Raw genomic sequence first — 14,167 nt, forward strand, 5'->3', positions numbered from 1 at the left:
ACGGCGCGCCCGGAGCGGGCGACGAAAATGAGAGGCCACGATGGCGCAGCAGACATTCACCGGTCGCAAACGCGTTCGCAAATTTTTCGGACACATCAAGGAAGTCGCCGAGATGCCGAACCTCATCGAGGTTCAGAAGGCGTCCTATGACCAGTTCCTGATGGTCGATGAACCGCAGGGTGGCCGTCTCGACGAGGGTCTGCAGGCGGTTTTCCGCTCGGTGTTTCCGATCTCCGACTTCTCGGGCACCTCGATGCTGGAGTTCGTCCGCTACGAGTTCGAACAGCCGAAATACGACGTCGACGAGTGCCGCCAGCGCGGCATGACCTTCGCGGCCCCCCTCAAGGTGACGCTGCGCCTCATCGTGTTCGATATCGACGAGGAAACCGGCGCGAAGTCGGTCAAGGACATCAAGGAGCAGGACGTCTACATGGGCGACATCCCGCTCATGACGATGAACGGCACCTTCATCGTCAACGGCACCGAGCGCGTCATCGTCTCGCAGATGCACCGTTCGCCCGGCGTGTTCTTCGATCACGACAAGGGCAAGACCCATTCCTCGGGCAAGCTGCTGTTCGCCGCCCGTGTCATCCCGTATCGCGGCTCCTGGCTCGACATCGAGTTCGACGCCAAGGACATCGTCTATGCGCGTATCGACCGTCGCCGCAAGATTCCGGTGACGTCGCTGATGTTCGCCCTCGGCCTCGACGGCGAAGCGATCCTGTCCACCTTCTACAAGAAGATCCTCTACAAGCGGACCAAGGAAGGCTGGCGCGTTCCGTTCGACGCCAACCGTTTCCGCGGCTACTCGACCGTCAACGATCTGATCGACGCCGACACCGGCAAGGTCGTGCTCGAGGCCGGCAAGAAGCTCACCGTCCGTGCCGCCCGCCAGCTCCAGGAGAAGGGGCTGAAGGCGTTGCGCATGTCCGATGAGGAGCTGGTCGGCAACTACATCGCCGAGGACCTCGTCAATCCGAAGACCGGTGAGATCCACGCCGAGGCCGGCGAGGAAATCACCGACAAGTCGATGAAGGTGCTCAACGAGCACGGCTACAAGGAATTGCCGCTGCTCGACATCGACCACGTCAATGTCGGTCCCTATATCCGCAACACGCTCTCGGCCGACAAGAACATGACGCGCGAGGATGCGCTGTTCGACATCTACCGCGTGATGCGTCCGGGCGAGCCGCCGACGCTGGATTCGGCGCAGGCCATGTTCCAGTCGCTGTTCTTCGACGCCGAACGCTACGACCTCTCCGCGGTCGGCCGCGTCAAGATGAACATGCGCCTCGACCTCGATGCGCCCGACACCCAGCGCACGCTGCGCAAGGAAGACATCCTCTCCGTCATCAAGACGCTGGTGGATCTGCGCGACGGCAAGGGCGAGATCGACGACATCGACCATCTCGGCAACCGCCGTGTGCGCTCGGTCGGCGAGCTCATGGAGAACCAGTACCGCATCGGCCTCCTGCGCATGGAGCGCGCGATCAAGGAGCGCATGTCCTCGGTCGACATCGACACGGTCATGCCGCAGGACCTGATCAATGCGAAGCCGGCGGCTGCCGCCGTGCGCGAGTTCTTCGGCTCCTCGCAGCTCTCGCAGTTCATGGACCAGACCAACCCGCTGTCGGAGATCACCCACAAGCGCCGCCTGTCGGCACTTGGACCGGGCGGTCTGACCCGCGAGCGCGCCGGCTTCGAGGTGCGCGACGTGCATCCGACGCATTACGGCCGCATCTGCCCGATCGAGACGCCGGAAGGTCCGAATATCGGCCTGATCAACTCGCTCGCGACCTTCGCGCGCGTGAACAAGTACGGCTTCGTCGAGACGCCGTATCGCAAGGTCAAGGACGGCCGCGTCACCGACGAGGTCGTCTATCTCTCGGCGATGGAAGAGGGCCGCTACACGGTCGCGCAGGCCAACGTGCCGCTCGACCCGAAGGGCCGCTTCACCGAAGACCTCGTGGTCTGCCGTCACGCCGGCGAAGTCTTGCCGGTGACGCCGGACAAGGTCGACTACATGGACGTGTCGCCGAAGCAGCTCGTCTCGGTCGCCGCGGCCCTGATCCCGTTCCTCGAGAACGACGACGCCAACCGCGCGCTGATGGGCTCGAACATGCAGCGCCAGGCGGTGCCGCTGGTTCGCGCCGAGGCGCCGTTCGTCGGTACCGGCATGGAAGGCGTGGTTGCGCGTGACTCGGGTGCCGCGATCGCGGCGCGCCGTTCGGGCGTGATCGACCAGATCGACGCCACCCGCGTCGTCATCCGCGCCACGGAAGATCTCGATCCGACCAAGTCGGGCGTCGATATCTACCGTCTCATGAAGTACCAGCGCTCCAACCAGTCGACCTGCATCAACCAGCGTCCGCTGGTGAAGGTCGGCGACATCGTCAAGAAGGGCGACATCATCGCCGACGGTCCCTCGACCGATCTCGGCGAGCTCGCGCTGGGTCGGAACGTGCTCGTCGCGTTCATGCCGTGGAACGGCTACAACTTCGAAGACTCGATCCTGCTCTCCGAGCGGATCGTGAAGGAAGACGTCTTCACCTCGATCCACATCGAGGAGTTCGAGGTGATGGCCCGCGACACCAAGCTTGGCCCCGAGGAAATCACCCGCGACATTCCGAACGTCTCGGAAGAAGCGCTGAAGAACCTCGACGAAGCCGGTATCGTCTACATCGGCGCGGAAGTGCGCGCCGGCGACATCCTGGTCGGCAAGATCACGCCGAAGGGCGAGAGCCCGATGACGCCGGAAGAAAAGCTCCTGCGCGCCATCTTCGGCGAGAAGGCCTCCGACGTTCGCGATACCTCGCTGCGCGTTCCGCCGGGCGTGCAAGGCACGATCGTGGAAGTGCGCGTGTTCAACCGTCACGGCGTCGACAAGGACGAGCGTGCGCTGGCGATCGAGCGGGAAGAGATCGAGCGTCTGGCCAAGGACCGCGACGACGAGCAGGCGATCCTGGACCGCAACGTCTACAACCGTCTTGCCGAGCTCCTCGAGGGGCGGCAGGGCATTGCAGGTCCCAAGGGCTTCAAGAAGGACACCAAGATCACCCGTGCGGTGCTCGAGGAGTACCCGAAGTCGCAATGGTGGCTGTTCGCTTCGCCGAACGACAAGCTGATGGCCGAGATCGAGGCCATGCGGAAGCAGTACGACGAGTCGAAGAAGGGGCTTGAACAGCGCTTCCTCGACAAGGTCGAAAAGCTTCAGCGCGGTGACGAATTGCCGCCCGGCGTGATGAAGATGGTCAAGGTCTTCGTCGCGGTGAAGCGCAAGATCCAGCCCGGCGACAAGATGGCCGGCCGCCACGGCAACAAGGGCGTGGTGTCGAAGATCGTGCCGATCGAGGACATGCCGTTCCTCGAAGACGGCACGCATGCCGACATCGTGCTCAATCCGCTCGGCGTGCCCTCGCGCATGAACGTCGGACAGATCCTCGAGACCCATCTCGGCTGGGCCTGCGCCGGCCTCGGCAAGCGTATCGGCCAGACGGTCGATGCCTATCTGTCGAAGCAGGACATCAAGCCGCTGAAGGAAACCTTGAAGAAGGTCTACGGCGAGGACGAGACGATCAAGTCGCTCAACGACAACGAACTGATCGAGCTCGGGCACAACCTCAGCCGGGGCGTTCCGATTGCGACGCCGGTGTTCGACGGCGCCAAGGAGGCCGACATCGAGGAGATGCTGAAGCTTGCCGGTCTGGACGCTTCGGGCCAGTCGACCGTCTATGACGGCCGCACCGGCGATCCGTTCGATCGGAAGGTGACGGTCGGCTACATCTACATGCTCAAGCTGCACCATCTGGTCGACGACAAGATCCACGCGCGTTCGATCGGGCCCTACTCGCTCGTCACCCAGCAGCCGCTGGGCGGCAAGGCGCAGTTCGGCGGCCAGCGCTTCGGCGAAATGGAGGTGTGGGCGCTCGAGGCCTACGGCGCGGCGTACACGCTCCAGGAGATGCTGACGGTGAAGTCGGACGACGTCGCCGGCCGTACCAAGGTGTACGAGGCGATCGTGCGCGGCGACGACACGTTCGAGGCCGGTATTCCGGAATCGTTCAACGTGCTGGTCAAGGAAATGCGCTCGCTCGGCCTCAACGTCGACCTGCACAACTCCAAGGTTGGACCGGCGCCGACGTCGGAAGCGGCCGAGTAATCCGACCTGTCATGCCCGGCCTTCCAGGCCGGGCACCGGCGCCCCGTCCGAGGCCTTGAGGGCAGGGCGCCTGCTCGAGTGATTTTCGAATTTGCGGCCGGAGGCGACCGGCACGCGAGGAGAAGACGATGAACCAAGAAATTATGAATCTCTTCAACCCGACGACGCCGGCTCAGGTCTTCGACCAGATCCGGATCTCGATCGCGTCTCCAGAGAAGATTCTGTCCTGGTCCTACGGCGAGATCAAGAAGCCGGAGACCATCAATTACCGTACCTTCAAGCCCGAGCGCGACGGCCTGTTCTGCGCCCGCATCTTCGGGCCGATCAAGGATTACGAGTGCTTGTGCGGCAAGTACAAGCGCATGAAGTACAAGGGCATCATCTGCGAGAAGTGCTCGGTCGAGGTCACGCTGTCGCGCGTCCGGCGCGAGCGCATGGGCCATATCGAGCTCGCAGCCCCCGTCGCCCACATCTGGTTCCTGAAGTCGCTGCCCTCGCGCATCGGCCTCCTGCTCGACATGACGCTGAAGGATCTCGAGCGGATCCTCTATTTCGAATACTACGTCGTGCTCGAGCCGGGCCTCACCGCGCTGAAGGACCGCCAGCTGCTGTCAGAAGACGAGTATCTGAAGGCGCAGGACGAGTACGGCCAGGATTCCTTCACCGCCATGATCGGCGCCGAAGCGATCCGCGAGCTGCTCAAGGGCATGGACCTCGAGAAGCTCGAGGCTTCCCTGCGCATCGAGATGCAGGAGACAGACTCCGACATCAAGCACAAGAAGCTCGCCAAGCGCCTGAAGATCGTGGAAGCGTTCCGCCACTCCGGCAACAAGCCGGAATGGATGATCATGACCGTGGTTCCGGTGATTCCGCCGGACCTGCGTCCGCTCGTGCCGCTCGACGGCGGCCGCTTCGCGACCTCGGACCTCAACGACCTCTACCGCCGCGTCATCAACCGCAACAACCGCTTGAAGCGGCTGATGGAGCTGCGCGCGCCCGACATCATCATCCGCAACGAGAAGCGCATGCTTCAGGAAGCGGTCGATGCGCTGTTCGACAACGGACGCCGCGGCCGCGTCATCACGGGTGCCAACAAGCGCCCGCTGAAGTCGCTCGCCGACATGCTCAAGGGCAAGCAGGGCCGTTTCCGCCAGAACCTGCTCGGCAAGCGCGTCGACTATTCGGGCCGTTCGGTGATCGTGGTCGGTCCCGAGCTGCGCCTGCATCAGTGCGGCCTGCCGAAGAAGATGGCGCTCGAGCTGTTCAAGCCGTTCATCTATTCGCGGCTTGACGCCAAGGGCCTGTCCACCACCGTGAAGCAGGCCAAGAAGCTGGTCGAGAAGGAGCGGCCCGAGGTCTGGGACATCCTGGACGAGGTCATCCGCGAGCATCCGGTGCTGCTGAACCGCGCACCGACGCTGCATCGTCTCGGCATCCAGGCGTTCGAGCCGGTGCTGATCGAGGGCAAGGCGATCCAGCTTCACCCGCTGGTCTGCTCCGCGTTCAACGCCGACTTCGACGGCGACCAGATGGCCGTGCACGTCCCGCTGTCGCTCGAAGCGCAGCTGGAAGCGCGCGTCCTGATGATGTCGACCAACAACATCCTGCATCCGGCCAATGGTCAGCCGATCATCGTGCCGTCGCAGGACATCGTGCTCGGTCTCTATTACGTCTCGATCATGCGCGAAGGCCTGCCCGGCGAGGGCAAGGCGTTCGGCGAGATGGCCGAGCTCGAGCACGCGCTGCACGCGAAGGTCATCCACCTCCACACCAAGATCAAGTACCGGTGGGAAGGCATCGACGAGACCGGCAAGATCTCCAAGCGCTGGATTGAGACCACCGCCGGCCGCGTCATGCTCGGCAATCTGCTGCCGAAGAACCCGCGCGTCCCGTACGAGATCATCAACAAGCTGATGACCAAGCGCGAGATCTCCGGCGTCATCGACCAGGTCTACCGCCACTGCGGCCAGAAGGAGACGGTGATCTTCTGCGACCGCATCATGGCGCTCGGCTTCTACAACGCGTTCAAGGCGGGCATCTCGTTCGGCAAGGACGACATGGTCGTGCCGAACTCCAAGTGGAAGATCGTCGACACCACCCGTACGCTGGCGAAGGATTTCGAGCAGCAGTACAACGACGGCCTGATCACCCATGGCGAGAAGTACAACAAGGTCGTCGACGCCTGGTCGAAGGCCACGGAGGAAATCGCCAAGGCGATGATGAAGGAGATCTCCTCCACCAAGAAGACGGCGAGTGGAGCGGACGCCGACATCAACTCGATCTACATGATGGCCCACTCCGGCGCCCGCGGTTCGCCGGCCCAGATGCGCCAGCTCGCCGGCATGCGCGGCCTGATGGCCAAGCCGTCGGGTGAGATCATCGAGACGCCGATCATCTCGAACTTCAAGGAAGGCCTCTCGGTTCTCGAGTACTTCAACTCGACCCACGGCGCCCGCAAGGGCCTCGCGGACACCGCGTTGAAGACCGCGAACTCGGGCTATCTGACCCGTCGTCTGGTCGACGTCGCGCAGGACTGCATCATCACGCAGAGCGACTGCGGCACCAAGCTCGGCATCAAGATGCGCGCCATCGTCGATGCCGGCACCGTGGTTGCTTCGCTGGGTTCGCGCATCCTCGGACGCACGGCCTGCGAAGACATCCGGGACAGCTCGGGCAAGGTGATCATCAAGCGCGATACGCTGATGGAAGAAAGCCATCTGGACGCCATCCAACAGGGTGGTGTGCAGGAGGTGAAGATCCGCTCGGCTCTGACCTGCGAGCTCGTCAACGGCATCTGCGGCAAGTGCTACGGCCGCGACCTCGCCCGCGGCACGCCGGTCAACCACGGCGAAGCGGTCGGCGTCATCGCGGCGCAGTCGATCGGCGAGCCGGGCACCCAGCTCACCATGCGTACCTTCCACATCGGTGGTGCGGCGCAGCTCAACGAGCAGTCGTTCGTCGAAGCCAATTTCGACGGCAAGATCGTGATCAGGAACAAGGCCATCGCCCGCAACAGCGAAGGTCACCTGGTCGCGATGGTGCGCAATATGGTGGTGGCGATCGTCGATGCCGACGGCACCGAGCGTGCGACGCACCGCGTCCAGTACGGCTCGCGTCTGCACGTCGACGAAGGCGACATGGTCAAGCGCGGCCAGCGCATCGTCGAGTGGGACCCGTACACCCGTCCGCTTCTCACCGAGGTGGAAGGTACCATCGGCTTCGAGGACCTGATCGAGGGTCTGTCGATCTCGGAAACGCTGGACGAGGCCACCGGCATCGCCAAGCGCGTGGTCATCGACTGGCGCTCGACGCGCGGCGGCGGGGACCTGCGTCCCACCATCGTGGTCAAGGGCAAGGACGGCAAGGTGCTCAAGCTCGCCCGTGGCGGCGATGCCCGCTACATGCTGTCGGTCGACGGCATTCTGTCGGTCGACATCGGAGCCAAGGTCCAGGCGGGCGACATTCTCGCCCGTGTCTCGACCGAAAGCGCCAAGACGCGTGACATCACCGGCGGTCTGCCGCGGGTGGCGGAACTGTTCGAGGCACGGCGTCCGAAGGACGCGGCGATCATCGCCGAAATCTCGGGCACCATCCGGTTCGGGCGCGACTACAAGAACAAGCGTCGCATCTCGATCGAGCCGATGGACAAGACCGACGAGGCGCGCGAGTACCTGATCCCGAAGGGCAAGCACATCCACCTTCAGGACGGCGACGTCGTCGAAAAGGGCGACTTCATCGTGGAAGGCAATCCCGCGCCGCACGACATCCTGGCGGTCAAGGGCATCGAGGAGCTCGCGGCCTATCTGGTCAACGAGATCCAGGAGGTTTACCGGCTCCAGGGCGTGCTCATCAACGACAAGCACATCGAGGTGATCGTCCGTCAGATGCTCCAGAAGGTGGAAGTCACCGACCAGGGCGATACGGACATGATCTCGGGCGAGCAGGTCGACAAGATAGAGTTCGACGCGCTGAACGAGAAGGCCAAGGAAGAGGGCAAGAAGCCCGCCACGGGGACGCCGGTTCTGCTCGGCATCACCAAGGCGAGCCTCCAGACCCGCTCGTTCTTCTCGGCGGCCTCGTTCCAGGAGACCACCCGCGTCCTCACGGAAGCGGCGGTCAACGGCAAGGTCGATCCGCTCGAAGGCCTCAAGGAGAACGTCATCGTCGGCCGGCTGATCCCGGCAGGCACCGGCGCTTCCATGGCCAAGATCCGCGAAGTCGCCGTGAAGCGCGACAAGATGATCCTGGACGAGCGCGAGAAGCAGGCGGCCGTCGTGTCGCCCGCGCCGGAGGCGGAGCTTCCCGCACTGCCGCCCGCGGAATGATGGTTCATCCGTAGGAATACCGAGGACAATAAAAGGCCGGCGCAAGCCGGCCTTTTTGCTGCTTTCATTGCCTGCTGCGATGCGGGATCAACCTTTGTTCATCTTTCCTTCAGGCGCAAAAGCGCTTCTGCTAGGAGAGTTTAGACCGGTGGAACCCGCGACGGGGCTGGGCCGGAGACCACGGAACTCACATGCTCGATCTTGCAATCGTAGGCGGCGGCCCCGGTGGGCTGATGAGCGCCTGGTATCTGAAGCGCAAGCTTGGCGATCTCTGCCGTGTCACCATCTACGAAGCCTCCGACCGGCTCGGCGGCAAGATCGCCACGCGCAAGTTCGATTCGGCGCCTGCGATGTACGAGGCCGGCGTTGCCGAGATCTACGACTACTCGATGACCGGGCCCGACCCGCTGCGCGAGCTGATTCAGCATTTCGGACTGCAGACCATTCCGATGGATGCCGAGCAGGTGCAGTTCGGCGGCGAACTGCTGAGCGACGTGCCCGGCATGCGCCGCAAATACGGCGCCAAGACCGCGGCGGCAATCGAGGCGTTCCGCAAACGTTGTGCCGAGGTGATGTCGCCGATCGAATATTACGAGGGCGTCGGCGCGCACGACAACGACAACCCCTGGGCCTACAAGACCGCCGAGCAGGTGCTCGACGAGGAGGTCGAGGACGAGACCGCAAAGCGCTTCTTCAAGGTGATGGCGCGCTCCGACATCGCGACCGAGAGTCACAACACCAACGGCCTCAACGCGCTCAAGAACTATCTGATGGATGTCGACGGCTACATTGGCCTGTATTCCATCCAGAACGGCAACGAGCAGCTGATCGAATGCCTTCAGTCGGAAGTCAACGCCGACATCCAGCTCAATCACCGCGTGCTCACCGTGGGCAAGGCGCCGTCCGGCCGCTATCAGCTCAAGATGATGAACGGCAAGGGACCCGAGACCCGCGACTTCGATCTCGTGCTAGTCTGCCTGCCGCATTCCTGGCTCGCCACCATGGGGTGGGAAGGCGAGCAACTGCGCAGGTCGATGGTCAAGCACGTCTCCTATTTCGACCGTCCCGCGCATTATCTGCGCGTCTCGATCCTGTTCGAGACGCCGTTCTGGGGCGAGAAGATTCCCGGCGCCTGGTTCATGTCGGAAGCCTTCGGCGGCTGCTGCGTCTACAATGAGGGCGCGCGCCACGATGTCGGCAAGCACGGCGTGCTGAACTGGCTCATTCCCGGCTCCGACGCGCTGGCCTTTGCCAATCTGTCGGATCAGGAGCTGATCGACGCCGCGCTCAAGTCGCTGCCGGCTTCGCTCGGCGATGCGCGTTCGCATTTCATGGAAGGCAAGATCCATCGCTGGCTGTCGTCAGTGAACGCGATTCCGGGCGGTCTGCCCGTGCGCGACGTCATGACCAACCACCGGCCGGAGCCGAAAGAGCATCCCGGCATCGTGGTGGTCGGCGACTATCTGTTCGACTCGACGCTGAACGGCCTGCTCGATTCCTCGGACGCGGCGACCGACATCATCCTGACCGAGATGATGCGTCTGCGCCGCAAGGGCGCGCAGGATGGCAAGCCCGTCTCCGACAAGATCGACCGCGATTATTTCGAGAACTATCGGGGCCTTGGTTCCTATCACGAGGCATGGCGCCACTTCACCGACCCCGATTATCTCACCAAGCTGCTCGGCATCGTCTGGGGCAGGACCAAAGGCGCCAAGCTGCTCGTCGCTGGCTCGGCCAGCGGCGAGCTGGTCGGCGCGCTGCGCGAGCGCGGCATCGATGCCTTCGGCATCGAGAACAACCGTGCCATCCACGGAAGGACGCCGAAGGCGCTGAAGAAGTACAACAAGCTTGGCTCGATCACCGACATGCCGTTCAAGGACGGCGCGTTCGACTTCGTGTTCGAGACCAGCCTTTGCCACGTTTCCCCGAAGCAGGTGGTCCGCGCGATCAAGGAGCTGAACCGCGTGGTCAAGACCGGCCTCGTGTTCGGCTCGATCACCTCGGACATGGCTCCGGCTTTGATTGATCGCTACGATCTCCTGCGCGGGGTCAAGAAGCTCGGCACCTGGTGGGAATGGTCCGAGCTGTTCTTCGGCAATGGCTTCGACCTCGCGATGCACCGCAAGGATTGCACCGATGCGCTCTGGGAGGCGACGCTCGCCGCCAACAAGGGGCCGGGGCAGTGGTACGCCGACGCCGACAGCTTGCGCTATTCCTTCTTCGACAAGGTCGAGGACGAGGACGACGACGACGACGACGACTGAACGCTTGGCGCGAGCGCCTTCGCCAATTGTTTTTGCCGAATTCATCTTGATCGCATAGAATCGGTGCAATAGCGGTTACCGCTATCTCCTGCTTTCTCTGCGGTCATGCCGGCCGTCAGCATCGGTTGGTTTCATGGCGTCCAAGCCCCTCCCGCCCGACAAACAGAAGCTCGCCGCCGAAGAGGCGGCCGAGCTCGACGACAAGCTCGCCGCCGCCGCCAGGCCGGACCTCGAGAATGATGAGGAAGACGAGAGCGAGGACGAGCTGGGGCTCGATGATGACGATGAGGATGAAGACCTCGTCGTCTTTACGGCGCGCGAGGCCGCCGGCGCGCTCGCCACCATCGTCGGCTTCGTCAAGCCCTATCTGACCAACTACAAGCGGATGCTGTCCTACGTTGCGTTCGGCGTCTTCGTCGAGACGCTCTTCAACGTCATCATGCCGCTCAGCCTGAAGTTCCTGATCGACGACGCGCTCGGTGAGGAGGATTTTCAGGCACTTTACAAGATCCTCGGCGTGCTCGCGGTAACGGGCATCTTCACCTCGATCGTCGCGGTCTGGTACGAGCGCTGGGATGCGCGGCTGGCCGCTTGCGTCATCTCCGACATTCGCTCGCGCCTGTTCGAGCATGTCCAGGACCTGCCGGCGGCCTATTTCGGCCGCACCAAGCGCGGTGAGATCCTGTCCCGCTTCTCGGTCGACCTCTCGGCCGTCGAAGGCTCGATCAAGACCTTTGCCAACAGCGCGGCGCTGCCGTTCCTGGAGCTGATCGCCGGCATCATCCTGATGCTGTTTCTGAACTGGCAGCTCGCCGTCGTTGCGCTGCTGGTGTTCCCGATCACCCTGATCGGGCCGCGCATCCTCACGCCAAAGGCCGTGCAGGCCAATTACGAGCAGAAGCAGAACGAGAGTGCGCTGCTCGGCATGGTCCAGGAGAACGTGGCGGCGCAGGCCGTGATCAAGGCCTTCAGCCTGCAGCGCAAGATGTTCGGCTTCTTCCGGTCCCGCAACGACGAGACCCGCGACAGGATCGCTTCAGCGACCTTCCTCTCGACCATGGTGGAGCGCACGGTCACCATTTCGGTTCTGCTCCTGCACCTCGTGGTGCTCGCGATCGGCGCCTATCTGGCAACAACGGGCCAGATCACCATCGGCACCTTCGTCACCTTCGAAAGCGCGTTCTGGGAGGTCTCCTACAACATCGCCCACGTGATGCATTTCATTCCGGTGTCGATCTCCTCGGCCGCCGCGATCCGCCACATCCAGGAACTGCTCGACGAGCCCACCCGCGGCGCCGATCGTCCTGGCGCGCCCGACCTGCCGCGCATCACCAACGACATCACCTTCGATCACGTCACCTTCCAGTACGAGGGCAGTCAGACGCCGGTGCTGGATAATCTCAGTCTCAAGCTCAATGCGGGCAAGCGTATCGCGATCGTCGGCCCGAGCGGATCCGGCAAGAGCACGCTGCTCAACCTGATCCTGCGGCTGTACGTGCCCAACGAGGGGCGCGTCACCATCGACGGTGTCGACGTCCGCAAGGTGACGCTGGATTCACTACGCCGGAGCATGGCGGTGGTGTTTCAGGAGAACATGTTGTTCAACATGTCGATCCGCGAGAACATCCGGCTCGGCAAGGAGGGCGCGAGCGACGCGGAGGTGGAGGAGGCGGCCAGGAAGGCCGAGATCCACCGCTACATCATGAGCCTGCCGCAACGATACGACACACCGGTCGGCGAGCGCGGCGACACCCTGTCGGGCGGCCAGCGCCAGCGCATCGCGATCGCGCGCGCGATCATCCGCAACCCCTCGGTGCTGTTGCTGGACGAAGCGACCTCCGCTCTGGACCAGACCACGGAAGCTGCGATCAACCGGACGCTGCTCAAGGTGGCCAAGGGGCGCACCATGATCTGGTCGACCCACCGCCTGACCTCGGTGGTCGAGATGGACGAAATCATCGTGATCTCCGCGGGCAGGGCGATCGAACGCGGCTCGCATGCCCAGTTGCTCGCCAAGAACGGCATCTATCGCAAGCTGTGGAACGACCAGATCCACCAGCCGCATGGCGCGGCGGCTCACGCCGACGACGGCAGAGACGATGATGACGAAGAGGATGACGAGGACGACGACGACCGGGAGGAGTGACCCGGGCGGCACCGATTCTGTGATCCCGTCATCGATGCTCACTCGCTCCGCACGGGACGGTGAGTTCTTCGATTCGAAAACCGGGTCTGATTAACCCGCATGCGGATCGGCAGGGCGTCGAAAAAGCCCACGGCCAGCATCGGGACTGTCGGTTGAACCGGACAATCCTCCGACGATTATGACGGTGTCCCGGGGCGCCAATTGCTGCCGAAGCGAGTAGATTAACGCCTCAAAAGCAATAAAAGCCTCTCCGAGTGAAAGAAAAGTACTTTTAACCCGGATATAAATAGCCTCGCAGGCTAGCGACGTGAAGGGCGCCATCCCATATGAAGCTGGCGCGGCAAGGGCGGCAAACAGCGATTTTGACAGGCTCCTGAGCGCTTTGTGACTGTCGTTTCGCCTTGACTTGATCGATTCTCACTTATAGAAAGCGCCTCACTTAACGACAGGCGGTGAGCATCGCCAGCGTCGGAACGGGCCACCCGTTAGATCCCCAAGAACTAGATCCACAAGGACTAGATCCACAAGGGTCGCTCAAGGCGGGCACCAACCTCGACGAATGCCGCTCAAACGCTGTCGATCATAGCTAGGCAATGCCAGTGCGACTTTAGTTCTCTCGAGCACGTTCTCTTGAGATCGAATTCGGATGCATGACCTCAGTGCGTGGGCCGCGGCATTACGCTGACCGGCCTCAATACTGCGGTCCTCTGTGGCGTCGAAGCGCTTTCCGCTCGTTGATGGAGCGGTTGGCGCAATTTCGCTTTGTGCGGATTGTTCCGCTAAAGGCGACCTCGTCGGGCGGGTAGCTCGAAAGAATTTGCAGTCCCGGCAACGGGCTGCGGCAAGACAGCGGATCCGAACAGGATCCGCGACAGAACAAAGGGTAAGGCCAGGATGCCGACGATCAACCAGCTGATCGCTCAACCGCGTGAAGTGCAGAAGTCGCGCAAGAAGGTGCCGGCGCTGCAGCAGTCGCCGCAGAAGCGTGGTGTTTGCACCCGCGTCTACACCACGACCCCGAAGAAGCCGAACTCGGCGCTTCGTAAGGTCGCCAAGGTGCGCCTGACCAACGGCTTCGAGGTGATCGGCTACATCCCCGGCGAGGGCCATAATCTCCAGGAGCACTCGGTGGTCATGATCCGCGGCGGCCGCGTCAAGGACTTGCCGGGCGTGCGCTACCACATCCTCCGCGGCGTTCTGGATACCCAGGGCGTCAAGAACCGTAAGCAGCGTCGTTCGAAGTACGGCGCGAAGCGTCCGAAGTAAGCGGGAA

5 protein-coding genes are annotated in these 14,167 nt (G+C 63.0%); all 5 read left to right on the top strand.

The window, feature by feature from the left end; all coding sequences use genetic code 11:
- Positions 1-40: 40 nt before the first annotated feature.
- The 5 genes from rpoB to rpsL all read left to right on the top strand — a co-directional run bounded on the left by rpoB (position 41) and on the right by rpsL (position 14,160).
- Entirely contained in the window at positions 41-4,159 is a 4,119-nt protein-coding gene (gene rpoB / locus ACFDR6_RS28510) for a DNA-directed RNA polymerase subunit beta (RefSeq protein WP_194402796.1), read from the top strand.
- 128 nt (positions 4,160-4,287) lie between these two features.
- On the top strand, positions 4,288-8,484 hold the full coding sequence (gene rpoC / locus ACFDR6_RS28515) for a DNA-directed RNA polymerase subunit beta' (protein ID WP_375860310.1): 4,197 nt from the start codon (positions 4,288-4,290) through the stop codon (positions 8,482-8,484).
- Positions 8,485-8,675: 191 nt separating this feature from the next.
- The gene (locus ACFDR6_RS28520; RefSeq protein ID WP_375860311.1) at positions 8,676-10,748 is read left to right on the top strand and encodes an FAD-dependent oxidoreductase; all 2,073 of its coding nucleotides are present in this window, start codon (positions 8,676-8,678) and stop codon (positions 10,746-10,748) included.
- A gap of 133 nt (positions 10,749-10,881) precedes the next feature.
- Entirely contained in the window at positions 10,882-12,894 is a 2,013-nt protein-coding gene (locus ACFDR6_RS28525) for an ABC transporter ATP-binding protein (protein WP_375860312.1), read from the top strand.
- Positions 12,895-13,788: 894 nt separating this feature from the next.
- Positions 13,789-14,160, top strand: a complete 372-nt coding sequence (rpsL, locus tag ACFDR6_RS28530; protein WP_007603006.1) for a 30S ribosomal protein S12 — start codon at positions 13,789-13,791, stop codon at positions 14,158-14,160.
- Positions 14,161-14,167 lie beyond the last annotated feature (7 nt).

Origin of the sequence: Bradyrhizobium tunisiense (genome assembly GCF_042263385.1) — a bacterium.
In the GTDB taxonomy this organism is placed as follows: Bacteria; Pseudomonadota; Alphaproteobacteria; order Rhizobiales; family Xanthobacteraceae; genus Bradyrhizobium; species Bradyrhizobium tunisiense.